This window comes from Streptococcus cristatus (assembly GCF_001578775.1).
Lineage (GTDB): Bacteria > Bacillota > Bacilli > Lactobacillales > Streptococcaceae > Streptococcus > Streptococcus cristatus_A.
The window spans coordinates 483,790-497,896 of record NZ_KQ969062.1; the positions used below are offsets into that span (position 1 = coordinate 483,790).

Here is a 14,107-nt window from a genome sequence, read left to right on the forward strand (position 1 = left end):
AAGCAAACCCAGCTGAGTAGTCAACTGAGTTTGGATGGAGTATACTCTTAAGTATTAGTAAGTCTTGAAAGGTAGGATTGGCCAGATGCGGAATTTAGCTTCGCCTTGAATCTGACTGGATTTAAAGGCACCTACTTGACGGCTATCCTTGGACACGATGCGATCGTCACCTAAAAGCAGGTACTCATCATCTAGGAGTTTGATGGTAAAGACGGGGCTACCTTCCTTGTCCACGGTAAAGGCTTGGGCTTGAGAGGCCAGCTTGCGGAAGAAAGTTCCGTTGTCCGTGTAATCCTTGCCTACATAAGTAGATTGGAGCTTGTCTTTTTTGAATTTCTTGATGTATTCTGTTAAGTAAGATTCATCAGTTTTTTTACCATTGATATAAAGGGTGTCGTTTTCGTACTGAATGGTATCGCCCGGAAGACCAATCACTCGCTTGACGACTTCTTTCTTTTTGCCATCGTCATCCTTTTCAGAGGCTACGACAATATCGAAGCGATCAATGGACTGGTGTTTCAAAACCATCAGATACTCCCCATTGGCTAAGGTTGGGTCCATTGAGTGGCCGTCTACCTTGACAGGTGCCCAGAGCAGCCAGCGAGTGAGTAAGATAACAGAGATAATCAGGGTAAAGACTCCCCACTCCTTGAGGAAGGCACGGAAGTCAAAGCGTTTGTTTTTCATAGTCTACCTTTCTAAGAGCTTTTTAGCTTTTTCTGTATTTTTAAAATGAAGTTTAGCAGTATGCTGGAGGCCAGCCATTCCATAGGCTTGGAGGATTTGGCTAGCAACCTGGTCACTCTTGCTCCCAGCTCCACTCGGAAGGGTGTAGCCAAGTTCTTGACTTAAATTTTCCAGATTTTCCAGGAAGAGGTCACGGGCGATAATGGAGCTAACAGCGACAGCTAGAAACTTTCTTTCTGCTTTCTCAATGAGGCTAACAGGATTTGGAAAATGATTTTTTTCATTTTGCAAGTATTTGTCATAATTCTGCTGACTGGTAAAGGCATCGATGACTATTTTTTCTGGTGTCAAACCTTTTTGTAACAGCAGATAAATGGCTTGATTGTGAAGGGCCACCTTGACAGACACGGCATTGTAACCAGAGGCAATCACTTCGTTATACTTTTCTGGAGACAGGAGCAGAGTCTGATGTTGGATTTCTTTTTTCAGAATTGGTGCCAGCTGCCGAATCTTAAGGTCGGTCAAGGCCTTCGAATCGCCCACGCCCAACTTGCGCAAGAAAGTGTGTTGTTCTGGGCTGACGAAGGAAGCAACAACTGCTAAACCACCAAAGTAAGAGCCATTTCCGACCTCATCAGTACCAATAAGAGCAATATTCTGAGTAGTGTCGACTGTTTCTTCGACTTGGTGGCCGAAAAAAGCAGCATAATGCCTGGCTTTTTCTCCTTGGAAAAGAACCTTACCAGAAGTATAGATACTAACAGTTGCCTGGTTTAATTTCAGTAAGTATTGGATATACTGATTTTTACTGGGCACAAGCTTGTCTTGATATTTCTGGACAAAAGCCTGAATTTCTTCTTGTTTAGGACTTAAAGTTATACTTTCCATAGCCCCTATTGTACCATAAAATGAAACTAGGGAAAATGGGAAAAATAGGATATTTAAAAGATTATGAAAAAATTACACATTTTTCTTCCCAACATGACATCAATGTCATGTTGAACCATATATGGTTGTTGTATAATATAGGTGTTGGGTCAATGTTTGAAAAAAACTGACCGCAAACAATATATTAACAAGGTTAAGAAGACCTTGTAAAAAAGGAGAACACATATGGAAAACTTTGCTATGATGGACAACCAATTTGCTGCGTTGACTGAAGAAGAAATGATGATGATCGACGGTGGATGGTCATTCTACGGTGTCCCTGTTGATATTTTCACAGTATCATTGGCTATTTTGGGTGGCTCATTGGTTTCAGGCTTCTTAGTAGGACTTTTTAGCTAATTAGTATTTCAAATAGAAGAAGGTGAATTTCATGAACAAAGATTTTAAATCATTGGATCAAAAATTTATGCCACTTACTGAAGCTGAATTGGTTGAAGTAGAAGGTGGATGGGTCGGTGGTGACCTTGTACGTGCCGTATTTGATATCGGTCGTGAAGTTGGTCGCACTGTACGTGGACTTGCTGTTCGTGCATATGGTCGTATTCGTTCTAGAATTGGATCAGGATCTGGTTCTAGCAACGGTGGTGGCACTAACAACGGTGGTGGCGCAGACCAAGGAATTTTTAACTAATATTTTTTGTTTCGACATAGAGCCTCTTGTTCGTCTTGATTGGGACAAGAGGCTTTTTAGTGTAGAATGGTCTGATAAAGTTACTTTATGTCTGTTTTTTAAGTAATTTTATGTTTACATGGAGTAAAACGACTGATACCATTGGAAAAATACGCCATATTAGTGTATGATAGAGATATCTATTTTTTGCTCGTTGTGAAAGTTTTCTTCCTAATTTATACTTGTTTTTTTGCTAGAGAGAACCGCTATGGATAAAGTTGACAAGCAGTTTTTATTGAATAGTATGTTTACTAATTAGGAGTTTTTATGCGAGGGTCGTTCTCCATAAAAGCAAATTTACACTTTTGTGAATAAAGGAGTTTGTATGAGATTTACAAAGCGTCATTATAGGGCTCAAGTTGACGCGAGAGATTGTGGTGTAGCAGCGCTAGCCATGATATATGGCTATTATGGTTCCTATTATTCTTTGGCTAGTTTGCGTGAAATGGCCAAGACAACTTTAAGAGGAACAACTGCTTTTGGGCTAGTGAAGGTTTCGGAAGAGTTAGGTTTTGAAACACGAGCCTTTAAAGCAGATATGTCTTTATTTGATATGAAGGGCATCGTTTATCCTTTTATCGCCCATGTTATCAAAGATAAGAAATTGCTTCACTATTATGTTGTGACTGGGCACGATAAACATTCGGTTTATATTGCGGATCCAGATCCGGCTGTTAAAATGACCAAACTTTCTAAGGAACAGTTTGCGCAAGAGTGGACAGGTGTCTCTATTTTCATCGCCCCAGCGCCAGAATATAGACCACACAAGGAAAAGAAAAACGGTCTCTGGTCTTTTGTTCCAATTTTAATGAAACAAAAGGGACTGATTGCCAATATCGTTATCGCAACGATGCTGGTGACGATCATCAATATCGTGGGCTCTTACTACATGCAGGGGATTATTGATACTTACGTACCGAATCAGATGAGGAATACCTTAGGGATCATTTCTCTCGGTCTAATAGTCGTCTACATTTTGCAACAGGTTCTAACTTATGCTCAGAGCTATCTGCTTCTCATCTTGGGCCAACGTCTTTCGATTGATGTGATTTTGTCCTATATCAAGCATGTCTTTCATCTGCCCATGTCTTTTTTTGCGACGAGAAGGACAGGGGAAATCGTATCGCGCTTCAACGATGCCAATAGTATCATTGATGCCTTGGCTAGTACTATTCTGTCCATCTTTTTGGATGTCTCTATCGTTGTCGTTATGGCAATTGTTTTGTTCTCGCAAAATTTCTATTTGTTCTTCATCAGTTTGCTCTCGCTGCCAATCTATATCGTCGTGATTTTTGCTTTCATGAAGCCATTTGAAAAAATGAATCGCGATACGATGGAATCTAATGCCATTTTGTCTTCTTCTATTATCGAAGATATCAATGGTATTGAGACGATCAAATCCTTGACAAGTGAAGATTTCCGCTATCAAAAGATTGATAGAGAATTTGTTGACTATCTGAAGAAATCATTTGCCTATAGTCGGATGGAAAACATCCAAATCGGCTTGAAGAAGACGGCTCAGCTCTTGCTGAATGTTGCAATCCTTTGGATGGGAGCCCTTTTGGTTATGGACAATAAAATGACCTTGGGGCAATTGATTACTTATAATACTTTGCTGGTTTATTTCACAAATCCGCTGGAAAACATTATCAATTTACAAACCAAGCTTCAGACTGCACAAGTTGCCAATAATCGCTTGAACGAGGTTTATCTGGTTGACTCTGAATTTATGGATAAAAAAGCGATCCGTGATTTGAGCATGACCAAGGGCGACATTGAGTTGAAAAATGTCAGCTACAAGTATGGCTATGGACGAAACGTTCTGTCAGATATTAATTTGACCATTGAAAGAGGCAGCAAGGTGGCCTTTGTAGGAATTTCTGGTTCTGGAAAGACGACTCTTGCTAAGATGATCGTGAACTTTTACGATCCAAACGAGGGAGAAATTCTGGTTAATAATATCAACCTCAATCAGATTGATAAGCATGTCTTGCGCCGTCATATCAATTACTTGCCGCAACAGCCTTATGTCTTTAATGGGACCATCTTAGAGAATGTTCTCCTAGGTGCCAAGCCTGGAACGACTCAGAAAGAAATCATTCGGGCGTTGGAAATTGCAGAAATCCGTGAAGATATTGAACGGATGCCTTTGAATTACCAAACAGAATTGACATCGGATGGTTCAGGAATTTCAGGTGGTCAGCGTCAGCGCTTGGCCTTGGCTCGGGCTCTTTTGACCGATGCTCCTGTTTTGATCCTTGATGAGGCGACCAGCAATCTGGATATCTTGACAGAGAAAAAGATTATTGACAACCTTTTGGAGTTGGACAAGACCATCATTTTCATTGCCCATCGATTGACTATTGCGGAGCGATCTGAAAAAGTGGTTGTTCTGGACAAGGGTGAAATCGTGGAGCAAGGAACGCATGAAGAGTTGGTTGCTCAGGATGGCTTCTATGCTCATCTGGTGAATAGTTAGAAAGGAGAAAGAAGATGGAAGAACATTACTTAGAGAGTGCTGAATTTTATAACCGTAGATATTCTAGCTTTTCTGTGCGCGTGATTTTACCGACTTTCTTCTTGTTGATTTTTGTGGTCTTATTCTCCCTATTTGCTAAAAAAGAAATCACTATTACTTCAGGTGCTTCTATTGAGCCTAGCAAGATTCTGGCTAACATCCAATCAACCAGTAACAATGCCATTGTCACTAATAATTTGAAGGAAAACAAGATTGTTAAAAAAGGGGATCTTTTAGTTCAGTATAAGTCTGATAGTGAAAATACTCAAAAAGAAACCTTCTCCTCTCAAGTAGAAAGCTTGAAGGAGCAAAAACGTCAATTGGAGCTGCTGCAAGAAAGTCTGAAGACGGGGACTAGCCAGTTTTCAGGAGAGGATCGCTTCGGCTATGAGCAAGCATTTAATGATTACAAGAATCAAGCTGCGAGTATCCGTAGTAATACTGAGCAGCAAAATTCGACCATTGCTTCTCAAAATTCAGCAGCTAGCAATTCACAGGCAGAGCTGGGGAATTTGATCAATGAAACAAATGCCAAATTAGCAGATTACCAGACCCTTAGAAATGCTATCCAAAATGGGACAAGTGTCCCTTCGACTAATGCCGGCTATAGCATCTATCAGGCTTATGAGACACAAGCTGCTGCAGATAGTCAAGGTCAGCTAAAGAGTCAGGTTCTTTCGCAAATTGATAGTCAGATTTCTCAGTTTGAATCAGCTCTTGCAGGTTATCGGGTGCAGTATGCGGGCTCTGGTGCTCAGCAAGCCTATTCTGGTAGCCTGGATAGCCAGCTTGAGTCTTTGAAAGCTCAGCAGTTGACTAAAGTTGGTCAAGAATTGACGGCCTTGAATCAAAAGATTTTAGAAGTTGAAAATAATCTCAAGGTGCAAGGTGGTATCACTCAAAAGGGCATGATCACAGCAACTGAAGATGGTATTCTCCATCTAAATCCTGAAACAGCAGGAGCGAATCTGGTTCCCGAAGGGAAGTTACTCGCTCAGTTGTATCCTGTTTTGACCAAGGAAAAAAAGGTTGTCATCACAACCTATGTGACCTCGAAAGATGTAGCTAGTCTGAAAAAAGGTGAGACTCTGCGTTTCACTGCAATGGATGGAAATAATAAAGAATTTGTTCTCAAATCTAAAATTTCAAACATTGACAACAATGCGACGAAAACGGAAAAAGGCAATTTCTTTAAGGTGGAAGCTGAAATAAGCTTAACGGATGCCCAAGCCAAGAAGATGCGTTATGGTATTGAAGGTCGTGCGGTAGTCATTACAGGAAGCAAAACCTACTTTGACTATTACTTGGATCAATTCTTGAGAAGAGACTAAAGAAAGAATGTTTAATAAGTCTTGATTGAAGTTCTTATCTCGCAAATATGAAAAACCAAAGTACAACCATGGTTTTTACAGATCCCTAAAAGATAGAGGAAAAGAGTTTGTTTGTTACCCTCTTGTTGACTAAATGAGGATCCCGTTTTATTTGGCGATTTATCATACAAAAAATCGAAGCCGAAAGGCTTCTTTTTATACTTGTTTTTTAATGTTCTGTGTGATATTATATTTTAAGAAACATATGTTGTGCAACAATCGTATCTAAAAGGAGTTTTGATGCCACCTAAAAATAAATTTACTCGTGATGAAATTATCCAAGCAGCTCTAGGGATTGTCAGGGAAGACGGTTTAGCTGGTTTGACCGCTCGTTCTCTAGCGGAACGATTACAGTCTAGCCCCAAGGTTATTTTCGGTCAGTTTGAAAATATGGAGGATCTAAGTCATTCGGTTGTTCGGGCGGCTGAATTCGTTTTGGTCCAATATATTCGTTCGGCTTTGGAGCGAGCCAAGCCTTTCAGAGCAGTTGGCATGGCCTATATCCTTTTTGCCAGTCAGGAGCCTCAGCTTTTTAAAATTCTCTATCTAAATCCTCACAAGCACCCCATTGAGTCTTTCAAGAACTTTTTACCTCAGAAAGACCATAGTTATCAGCAGATATTAGAGTCGATTGTGGAGGATTATCCCATGTCCATAGAGAGTGCAGAGTTCGTTTATCAGCATTTATTTATCTATTCTCATGGTTTGGCTAGCATGATAGCATCGGGTATTTATTCTTTTAGTCAGGAGGAAGTGACAGAGCGCTTAACGCAAGTATTTACTGCCCTCCTAAAGGAAATGAAAGGAAAGCAAGAATGATTAGATTAAAGGAAATTCGCAAATCCTACAATGGGAGAGAAGTTTTAAAAGGAATTGATTTGGAGATTGCTGACCAAGATTACTTGGTCATTTTGGGAGCTTCTGGATCTGGAAAGTCAACCTTGCTCAACGTTTTATCAGGCCTAGAAAAGCCAGACAGTGGTCATGTGTACTACGGTGAGGAAGATCTATCCCAGCAGACAGAAGGTCAATTAACGGCTTTTCGTCGAGCGAAGATTGCCTTTATTTTTCAGCAGTATTTCTTACTTCCAAATCTTACAGTGGAGCAAAATGTCAAAATGGGCGCCAACCTAGCAGGCAATCAAGATTATGTCCGTATTTTGGAGGCTTTAGGTTTAGGTGATAAACTTCAGCATTATCCAAGTCAGCTGTCAGGTGGTGAGCAGCAGCGGGTGGCTATTGCACGAGCCCTAGCTAAAAGACCGCGTGTCCTCTTTTTGGACGAGCCTACTGGAGCCTTGGACGAAGCAACAGGTCGTCAGATTCTAGCCTATATTTCAAGTCTTCAAGAGGAGCTAGGTTTTACGCTGGTCATGGTGACTCACAATGCAAATATTGCTCAGATGGCTAAGACTATTGTCCATATCAATAGCGGTCAGATTCAAAGCTTAGAGAGAAATAGCCAGCCCAAGACGGCCTATGAGATTGGATGGTAAGCTATGTTTTCAATAAAAGATTTGTATAGATTAGTCGTTGTATCAATTATTAGCTTTTGTGCGGTCTTTGTGACCAATCTCTTCCTAAATTTTTATCTGGATATCCGTTTACTAGATCAAACAAATTGGTTGCCTGAGATTCGAGCTGCTTACGATGCTCAAGTTGCGATTTCTTGGTTGATTGCATCCATTAGCGGAGCTGTTTTATCCCTAACATCGATACTCCTTCTCTTTTTTTACATTCGGCAATTTATTGACCAGCATAAGCCAGAATTAGGAGTTTTAAAGGCTCTGGGCTATAAAAACTGGGAAATTGCTCGAAAGTTTTGGATTTTTAGTCTTCCAATTGGCTTGGGAACAGGCGCTGGCTATTTCTCTTCGTTTGTCATGATGCCGCATTTTTATCAGTTGCGTAATCAAAGCGGAGTTTTGCCTGAAATTACCATTCGACAACATTGGTCCCTTTTCCTGTTTCTCGTTGTCTTGCCAACTTTAGCCTTTGCTGCTTTAGCTGTTCTCTACGCTAGTTATTGTCTACGCTTGCCTGCTTTAGACTTGCTCAAGCGGGTCAGACCTAGTCGAAAGTCACCAAAAAGGAAAACAGTAAAGCAAATAAGGAAAGGCCGCCCCTTTTTAAAAGACCTTTCTGCCAGCCTGCTCTGGTCTAGAAAATTATTAATATTCTTTGTCATTTTCGGTTCAATGTGCTTTTCAGCTATGATTCAACTATCATTTGGTATGAAAGAATTGACAGATGAAACCATTCAGATCATGATGATGTCAATCGGTACTGTCCTATCAGTAGCAATCCTCTATCTGTCGCTGGGAGTACTCCTGCAGGAAAATAAAGAAACCCTAGCTATTATGAAGGTTTTTGGTTATAGCAGAAATGAGTGCCATAAGAGTTTATTTGCTCCTTATCGTATTCTTGCTTTTTTGGGCTTTGTCTTAGGAACGGGCTATCAATACGGGATTATGCAGCTTTTACTCAGATTGATGGAAAAATCAATAGCTCAGAAAGTTGACTATGATTTTGATTTTGGAGTCTGCTTGATGACTTTGCTAGTCTTTGTCTTAGTCTATGAAAGTTTAATCTATTTATCCAGTAGAAGGATAGATCAACTGACTATTAAGCAGGTCATGTTGGGAGAATAAAAGAGGCTGGGACAAAAGTCCTAGCCTCTCAATTGTCTTTGGAATGTCGAGCAAGACGCAGTGGTTGAGTGGGCTCTACTACGCTGATTTCATCAGCTTTTACAGCCCTACTCAACTGTGCGGAGGTGGGACGACGAAATCGAATTCTAACGAATGACCGATTTCTGTCCCACTCTCTTTTTTGCTGATGATATGCTGGATGCCTGTTTGGAGGTGCTTGAGGATGTGTGTGATTTCCTTTGGAAAAACTTTGTAGTTTTCCAAGTCTGTCAGGGGGATCCAGTAGACTTGTTCTTGCTTATGTTGGTAGTCAAATTGCTTGCCGTGAGGCTTCATCAGATAATAGAAGCAAATCTCATGACAGTCTAGTCCCTTGAGGACGCCGGTTGAGTTTGAAAATAAATTTTCATGGACAAAAGCCAGCTTTTCAATCTCATACTTTTGTCCTGTTTCTTCGAAAACTTCTCGCCGGACAGCTTCTTCGGAGGTCTCTCCAAATCTGACCGCCCCTCCCACTGAATAGAAATAGTCTTCGCTAGGAGAAGATATGACACAGAGGGCTTCCTCCTCAATGATAAGAGCAGCAGCCCGATAGCGAAAGCGCTCCTGTCCTTGCCTATAAGAAATATCCTTTGCCATAGTATCCTCCTTGCGTTTTTTAGTTTACTTGATTTAGAGCTTCCTGTCAACACTTTCTGTACCCAGACAGTTCTATTCTTTCTCTCTTGCGACAGGCTTTTTTTCCTGTTAAAATAATGACATGACTCGTTATAAAGCCCTTATTTCCTACGACGGACATGACTTTGCTGGCTTTCAGCGCCAGCCTCATGCTCGGAGTGTTCAGGAAGAAATTGAAAAAACCTTAACTCGTATCAACAAAGGCCAGCCCATTGTCATCCACGGAGCTGGTCGGACCGACAGCGGCGTTCATGCGCTTGGGCAGGTCATTCACTTTGACCTCCCGTCAGCTAGGGATGAAGAAAAGCTACGTTTTGCCTTGGATACCCAGACGCCAGAAGATATTGATGTCATTTCTGTGGAGGAAGTGACGGAAGATTTCCATGCCCGTTACAAGCCGCACAGTAAGACCTATGAGTTTCTGGTGGATATTGGTCGGCCAAAAAATCCGATGATGCGCCACTATGCGACCCACTATCCCTATCCTTTGGAAATTCCTCTGATGGAGCAGGCCATTAAAGCCTTGGAGGGGACACACGATTTTACAGGCTTTACAGCCTCGGGTACCAGTGTGGAAAATAAGGTTCGTACGATTACAAAGGCCAGTCTGACTTTTGATGCGCAACGCAATTTTCTAGTCTTTACGTTTTCTGGCAATGGCTTTCTCTATAAACAAATCCGCAACATGGTGGGAACCCTGCTCAAGATTGGAAATAAGCGGATGCCAGTCAACCAAATCGAACGGATTTTAGAAGAAAAGGATCGGCAGCTAGCTGGGCCAACCGCAGCGCCTAATGGTCTTTACCTAAAGGAGATTATCTATGAAGAATAAGCTGATTTTAGCCCTTTCTGGCAATGATATTTTTAGTGGTGGTGGTCTTCATGCGGATCTGGCTACTTATACGGTCCATGGCCTGCATGGTTTTGTAGCGGTGACTTGCTTGACCGCTATGACGGATAAGGGCTTTGAAGTTCTTCCGACCGACGAGCAGGTCTTTGCGCAGCAACTCTCCTCGCTCAAAGATGTGCCGTTTTCGGCAATCAAGTTGGGCTTGTTACCAACGGTTGCCATTGCAGATCAGGTTCTGGACTTCATCAAAAAGCAAACGGGCATACCAGTCGTGCTAGACCCTGTCCTAGTCTGTAAGGAAACCCACGATGTGGAAGTCTCTGCCCTCCGAGATGAATTGATCAAATTTTTCCCTTATACGACCATTATCACGCCCAATCTACCAGAAGCGGAGATCCTGACCCAGTCGAAGATCAAGAGTCTGGATGACCTCAAGGCTGCGGCTGTGACCCTCCATGAACTGGGAGCTCAAAATGTCGTGATTAAGGGAGGGAATCGTTTCAGTCAAGATCAGGCCCTTGATTTATTTTACGATGGCAAAGACTTTGTGTTGTTGGAAAGTCCTGTTTTACCAGATAATAATACAGGGGCAGGCTGTACCTTTGCTTCTAGCATAGCTAGTCAGCTTTTGGCAGGCCAATCCCCTCTTGAAGCCGTCAACTATTCAAAAGATTTTGTTTACCGCGCTATCCAGCGCTCAGATCAGTATGGAGTTATTCAATATGAAAAATAATCAGACAAGAAAAATCGCTTTGCTGGCTGTCATTACAGCCCTATCCATTGTTTTGGGGAATTTTTTCAAAATCCCTACGCCAACTGGTTTTCTAACCTTGCTAGATGCAGGGATTTACTTTACCGCATTTTATTTTGGTCGTAAGGAAGGAGCCTTGGTTGGTGGCTTGTCTGGTCTCTTGATTGACTTGGTGGCAGGCTATCCTCAGTGGATGGTCTTTAGCCTCATCTGCCATGGCCTTCAAGGCTACTTTGCTGGCTTCACTGACAAGCAGCGTTACATCGGTTTGCTCTTGGCTGGACTTGCCATGGTCGGCGGCTATGCTCTCTTTGGTAGCATTTTGAGTGGACCAGGTGCAGCTATCGCAGCGATTTGGGGCAATGTCATGCAAAATATTTTTGGCTTGGTGGTCGGCTATGCCCTTTACAGAGCTTTTCCCCTTGCCTTGAAAAGAGCCCTTCAGCCAGAGTAAGTGAGGTCAAAGATGGATTTAGAGAAGCTTGAAAAGGAAACCAGACAGATTGCCACGGATGTCTTGGACAAGGCAGGTTTGGTCAAGGGAAATATTTTTGTCCTAGGTCTATCTTCTAGTGAAGTCATGGGGGGAAACATTGGCCAGCATTCCAGCAGGGAAGTCGGTCAGGTCATTGTCAAGACCTTGTTAGATATTCTGCAAGCGCGGGGGATTTACTTGGCCGTTCAAGGCTGTGAGCACCTCAACCGTGCCTTAGTTGTGGAACGAGAATTGGCAGAAAAGAAAGACCTAGAGATTGTCAATGTCCTGCCTAGTCTACATGCAGGCGGGAGTGGCCAGCTAGCGGCTTTTGACTATATGCAGGATCCTGTGGAGGTTGAGTTTATCACAGCCCATGCTGGCTTGGATGTGGGAGATACGTCAATCGGTATGCATGTCAAGCATGTTCAGGTTCCGATTCGCCCTCAGCTGCGCAGTTTAGGTCAGGCTCACGTTACAGCCCTTGCCAGTCGTCCCAAGTTGATTGGCGGAGCTAGAGCGTCATATATTGAAGATAGGATTCGGAAATCTTAGTAGAAGAGGAGAAGAGGCTGGGACAAAAGTCCTAGCCTCTCAATTGTCTTTGGATTGTCGAGCAAGACGCAGTGGTTGAGTGGGCTCTAATACGCTGATTTCATCAGCTTTTACAGCCCTACTCAACTGTGCGGAGGTGGGACGACGAAATCGAATTCTAACGAATTACCGATTTCTGTCCCACTCTCTTTTCCCAAATGGTAGACTTTGCTAGTCGATTCTCGTGTTGGCGAGGGAAATAATCCCACAGTGATAGGAAAATAGTGTCTGCTAAGAGCTGGGGAAATGGTCAAAAAAGAGCAAAAAGTGGCTTGGGTTTTGACTTGTGAAAGGGGAAAAAGGCGAAAAATAAAAGGTGTCGCTTGAAAAAACTGCTACTTATGTTATAATGGATTGTATGCAAAAAATTTGAAGGAGAACTGACAGAATGTCTGTATCATTTGAAAACAAAGAAACAAATCGTGGTGTATTGACTTTTACTATCGGTCAAGACCAAATCAAACCTGCTTTGGATCGTGCTTTTAATGCAGTTAAGAAAAATATTGCTGTACCAGGTTTCCGTAAAGGTCATATTCCTCGTCCAGTCTTCAACCAACGTTTTGGTGAAGAGTCACTTTATCAAGATGTCTTGAATGCATTGCTTCCAGCAGCTTATGAAGCAGCTGTAAAAGAAGCTGGTCTTGAAGTGGTTGCACAACCAAAAATTGATGTGACTTCAATGGAAAAAGGTCAAGAATGGGTGATCACTGCTGATGTTGTGACAAAACCTGAAGTGAAATTGGGTGCTTACAAAGACCTTGAAGTATCTGTAGAAGTTTCTAAGGAAGTTACTGATGCTGAAGTTGATGAGCGCATTGAGCGTGAACGCAACAACTTGGCTGAATTGGTTCTGAAAGATGGAGCAGCAGCTGAAGGGGATACAGTTGTCATCGACTTTGTTGGTTCTGTTGACGGTGTTGAATTTGACGGTGGAAAAGGCGACAACTTCTCACTTGGACTTGGTTCAGGTCAATTCATCCCAGGCTTCGAAGACCAATTGGTTGGTCACTCAGCTGGTGAAACAGTAGACGTTGTTGTAACCTTCCCAGAAGACTACCAAGCAGCTGATCTTGCTGGTAAAGAAGCAAAATTCGTTACAACAATCCATGAAGTAAAAGAAAAAGAAGTTCCAGCTCTTGATGATGAACTTGCAAAAGACATCGACGAAGAAGTTGAAACTCTTGCTGAATTGAAAGAAAAATACCGCAAAGAATTAGCAGAAGCGAAAGAAGCAGCTTACAACGATGCAGTTGAAGCAGCAGCGATCGATCTTGCAGTAGAAAATGCAGAAATCGTTGACCTTCCAGAAGAAATGATTCACGAAGAAGTTCATCGCGCTGTGAACGAATTCCTCGGCAACATGCAACGTCAAGGTATCTCTCCTGATATGTACTTCCAAATCACTGGTACAACTCAAGAAGACCTTCACAAACAATATGAAGCAGATGCTGCAGCACGCACTAAGACGAACCTTGTTGTAGAAGCAGTTGCGAAAGCAGAAGGCTTTGAAGCTAGCGCTGAAGAAGTTGAAGCAGAAATCACTTCATTGGCAACAGACTACAACATGGAAGCAGACCGCGTTCGCCAATTGCTTTCAGAAGAAATGCTTAAACATGATATCGCTGTTAAGAAAGCAGTTGAAGTCATCACAAGCACTGCTAAAGTAAAATAATAGCTTCTAGTCAGCCCTAGTGGATGACAAATGCAAGCACAAGAGAGAACGATTTGTTCTCTCTTTTTTTTGATGTTGGAGAGCTTGTTTCGAAATAAGAACTGTTCAAGAGAGATGCGGGCAACCTAGGCCTCGGCTGGTCACTTTTCCTATAGATTCATGGTATTCTAGGCCTCGGCTGGTCACTTTCCTTTAGTTTTTAAGGTAAATGATACTTGAGATAGCTGTTGACCAAAAGCAAGT

Annotated in this window: 15 protein-coding genes; 12 read left to right on the forward strand and 3 right to left on the reverse strand. The window is 42.2% G+C overall.

Annotated elements, in window-relative coordinates:
* Nucleotides 1-54: 54 nt before the first annotated feature.
* Together lepB and rnhC are read right to left on the reverse strand one after the other, a co-directional pair.
* Nucleotides 55-687 (reverse strand): signal peptidase I, encoded by a 633-nt coding sequence (gene lepB / locus SCRDD08_RS02365; RefSeq protein ID WP_048765885.1) that lies wholly within the window; start codon nucleotides 685-687, stop codon nucleotides 55-57.
* Between the two features lie 3 nt (nucleotides 688-690).
* Nucleotides 691-1,575, reverse strand: coding sequence for a ribonuclease HIII (rnhC, locus tag SCRDD08_RS02370; protein WP_061422265.1), 885 nt, complete (start codon nucleotides 1,573-1,575; stop codon nucleotides 691-693).
* Between the two features lie 225 nt (nucleotides 1,576-1,800).
* On the opposite strand from rnhC, the gene SCRDD08_RS02375 reads away from it, so the two are divergent.
* The 7 genes from SCRDD08_RS02375 to SCRDD08_RS02405 all read left to right on the forward strand — a co-directional run bounded on the left by SCRDD08_RS02375 (nucleotide 1,801) and on the right by SCRDD08_RS02405 (nucleotide 8,844).
* Nucleotides 1,801-1,974: a class IIb bacteriocin, lactobin A/cerein 7B family gene (locus SCRDD08_RS02375; protein ID WP_061422267.1), complete on the forward strand. Its 174-nt coding sequence runs from the start codon at nucleotides 1,801-1,803 to the stop codon at nucleotides 1,972-1,974.
* 31 nt (nucleotides 1,975-2,005) lie between these two features.
* Nucleotides 2,006-2,266, forward strand: a complete 261-nt coding sequence (locus tag SCRDD08_RS02380; protein ID WP_061422269.1) for a hypothetical protein — start codon at nucleotides 2,006-2,008, stop codon at nucleotides 2,264-2,266.
* 364 nt (nucleotides 2,267-2,630) lie between these two features.
* Nucleotides 2,631-4,784, forward strand: coding sequence for a peptide cleavage/export ABC transporter ComA (gene comA / locus SCRDD08_RS02385; RefSeq protein ID WP_061422271.1), 2,154 nt, complete (start codon nucleotides 2,631-2,633; stop codon nucleotides 4,782-4,784).
* Nucleotides 4,785-4,798: 14 nt separating this feature from the next.
* Nucleotides 4,799-6,154: a bacteriocin secretion accessory protein gene (locus tag SCRDD08_RS02390; protein ID WP_061422274.1), complete on the forward strand. Its 1,356-nt coding sequence runs from the start codon at nucleotides 4,799-4,801 to the stop codon at nucleotides 6,152-6,154.
* Nucleotides 6,155-6,433: 279 nt separating this feature from the next.
* Nucleotides 6,434-7,012: a TetR/AcrR family transcriptional regulator gene (locus tag SCRDD08_RS02395; protein ID WP_061422276.1), complete on the forward strand. Its 579-nt coding sequence runs from the start codon at nucleotides 6,434-6,436 to the stop codon at nucleotides 7,010-7,012.
* On the forward strand, nucleotides 7,009-7,689 hold the full coding sequence (locus SCRDD08_RS02400) for an ABC transporter ATP-binding protein (RefSeq protein ID WP_061422277.1): 681 nt from the start codon (nucleotides 7,009-7,011) through the stop codon (nucleotides 7,687-7,689). The genes SCRDD08_RS02395 and SCRDD08_RS02400 overlap by 4 nt, the downstream gene beginning before the upstream one ends.
* Nucleotides 7,690-7,692: 3 nt before the next feature.
* Entirely contained in the window at nucleotides 7,693-8,844 is a 1,152-nt protein-coding gene (locus tag SCRDD08_RS02405) for an ABC transporter permease (RefSeq protein ID WP_061422279.1), read from the forward strand.
* Nucleotides 8,845-8,955: 111 nt separating this feature from the next.
* Here SCRDD08_RS02405 and SCRDD08_RS02410 read toward each other — a convergent pair whose 3' ends face one another.
* Complete coding sequence (locus SCRDD08_RS02410; protein ID WP_061422281.1) at nucleotides 8,956-9,483, reverse strand: NUDIX hydrolase; 528 nt, start codon at nucleotides 9,481-9,483, stop codon at nucleotides 8,956-8,958.
* 121 nt (nucleotides 9,484-9,604) lie between these two features.
* Between SCRDD08_RS02410 and truA the strand changes: the two genes are divergently transcribed.
* From truA to tig, 5 genes are all read left to right on the forward strand, one after another.
* Nucleotides 9,605-10,354, forward strand: coding sequence for a tRNA pseudouridine(38-40) synthase TruA (gene truA, locus SCRDD08_RS02415; protein WP_005591721.1), 750 nt, complete (start codon nucleotides 9,605-9,607; stop codon nucleotides 10,352-10,354).
* Nucleotides 10,344-11,105, forward strand: coding sequence for a bifunctional hydroxymethylpyrimidine kinase/phosphomethylpyrimidine kinase (locus tag SCRDD08_RS02420; protein WP_061422283.1), 762 nt, complete (start codon nucleotides 10,344-10,346; stop codon nucleotides 11,103-11,105). Before truA ends, SCRDD08_RS02420 begins: the two co-directional genes overlap by 11 nt.
* On the forward strand, nucleotides 11,095-11,577 hold the full coding sequence (locus SCRDD08_RS02425) for an ECF transporter S component (protein ID WP_061422285.1): 483 nt from the start codon (nucleotides 11,095-11,097) through the stop codon (nucleotides 11,575-11,577). The genes SCRDD08_RS02420 and SCRDD08_RS02425 overlap by 11 nt, the downstream gene beginning before the upstream one ends.
* Nucleotides 11,578-11,589: 12 nt before the next feature.
* Nucleotides 11,590-12,153, forward strand: a complete 564-nt coding sequence (locus SCRDD08_RS02430; RefSeq protein WP_061422287.1) for a TIGR01440 family protein — start codon at nucleotides 11,590-11,592, stop codon at nucleotides 12,151-12,153.
* A gap of 427 nt (nucleotides 12,154-12,580) precedes the next feature.
* Nucleotides 12,581-13,864 carry a trigger factor gene (tig, locus tag SCRDD08_RS02435; RefSeq protein WP_061422289.1) on the forward strand — a complete coding sequence of 428 codons (1,284 nt, stop codon included), beginning with the start codon at nucleotides 12,581-12,583 and terminating at the stop codon, nucleotides 13,862-13,864.
* The last annotated feature ends 243 nt before the right edge of the window (nucleotides 13,865-14,107 follow it).

Coding starts and splice junctions, on each gene's coding strand:
- SCRDD08_RS02410 (WP_061422281.1), bottom strand. CDS start 9,483: ATGGCAAAGGATATTTCTTATAGGCAAGGACAGGAGCGCTTTCGCTAT.
- SCRDD08_RS02405 (WP_061422279.1), top strand. CDS start 7,693: ATGTTTTCAATAAAAGATTTGTATAGATTAGTCGTTGTATCAATTATT.
- SCRDD08_RS02420 (WP_061422283.1), top strand. CDS start 10,344: ATGAAGAATAAGCTGATTTTAGCCCTTTCTGGCAATGATATTTTTAGT.
- SCRDD08_RS02395 (WP_061422276.1), top strand. CDS start 6,434: ATGCCACCTAAAAATAAATTTACTCGTGATGAAATTATCCAAGCAGCT.
- SCRDD08_RS02380 (WP_061422269.1), top strand. CDS start 2,006: ATGAACAAAGATTTTAAATCATTGGATCAAAAATTTATGCCACTTACT.
- truA (WP_005591721.1), top strand. CDS start 9,605: ATGACTCGTTATAAAGCCCTTATTTCCTACGACGGACATGACTTTGCT.
- tig (WP_061422289.1), top strand. CDS start 12,581: ATGTCTGTATCATTTGAAAACAAAGAAACAAATCGTGGTGTATTGACT.
- SCRDD08_RS02375 (WP_061422267.1), top strand. CDS start 1,801: ATGGAAAACTTTGCTATGATGGACAACCAATTTGCTGCGTTGACTGAA.
- SCRDD08_RS02430 (WP_061422287.1), top strand. CDS start 11,590: ATGGATTTAGAGAAGCTTGAAAAGGAAACCAGACAGATTGCCACGGAT.
- rnhC (WP_061422265.1), bottom strand. CDS start 1,575: ATGGAAAGTATAACTTTAAGTCCTAAACAAGAAGAAATTCAGGCTTTT.
- SCRDD08_RS02425 (WP_061422285.1), top strand. CDS start 11,095: ATGAAAAATAATCAGACAAGAAAAATCGCTTTGCTGGCTGTCATTACA.
- comA (WP_061422271.1), top strand. CDS start 2,631: ATGAGATTTACAAAGCGTCATTATAGGGCTCAAGTTGACGCGAGAGAT.
- SCRDD08_RS02400 (WP_061422277.1), top strand. CDS start 7,009: ATGATTAGATTAAAGGAAATTCGCAAATCCTACAATGGGAGAGAAGTT.
- lepB (WP_048765885.1), bottom strand. CDS start 687: ATGAAAAACAAACGCTTTGACTTCCGTGCCTTCCTCAAGGAGTGGGGA.
- SCRDD08_RS02390 (WP_061422274.1), top strand. CDS start 4,799: ATGGAAGAACATTACTTAGAGAGTGCTGAATTTTATAACCGTAGATAT.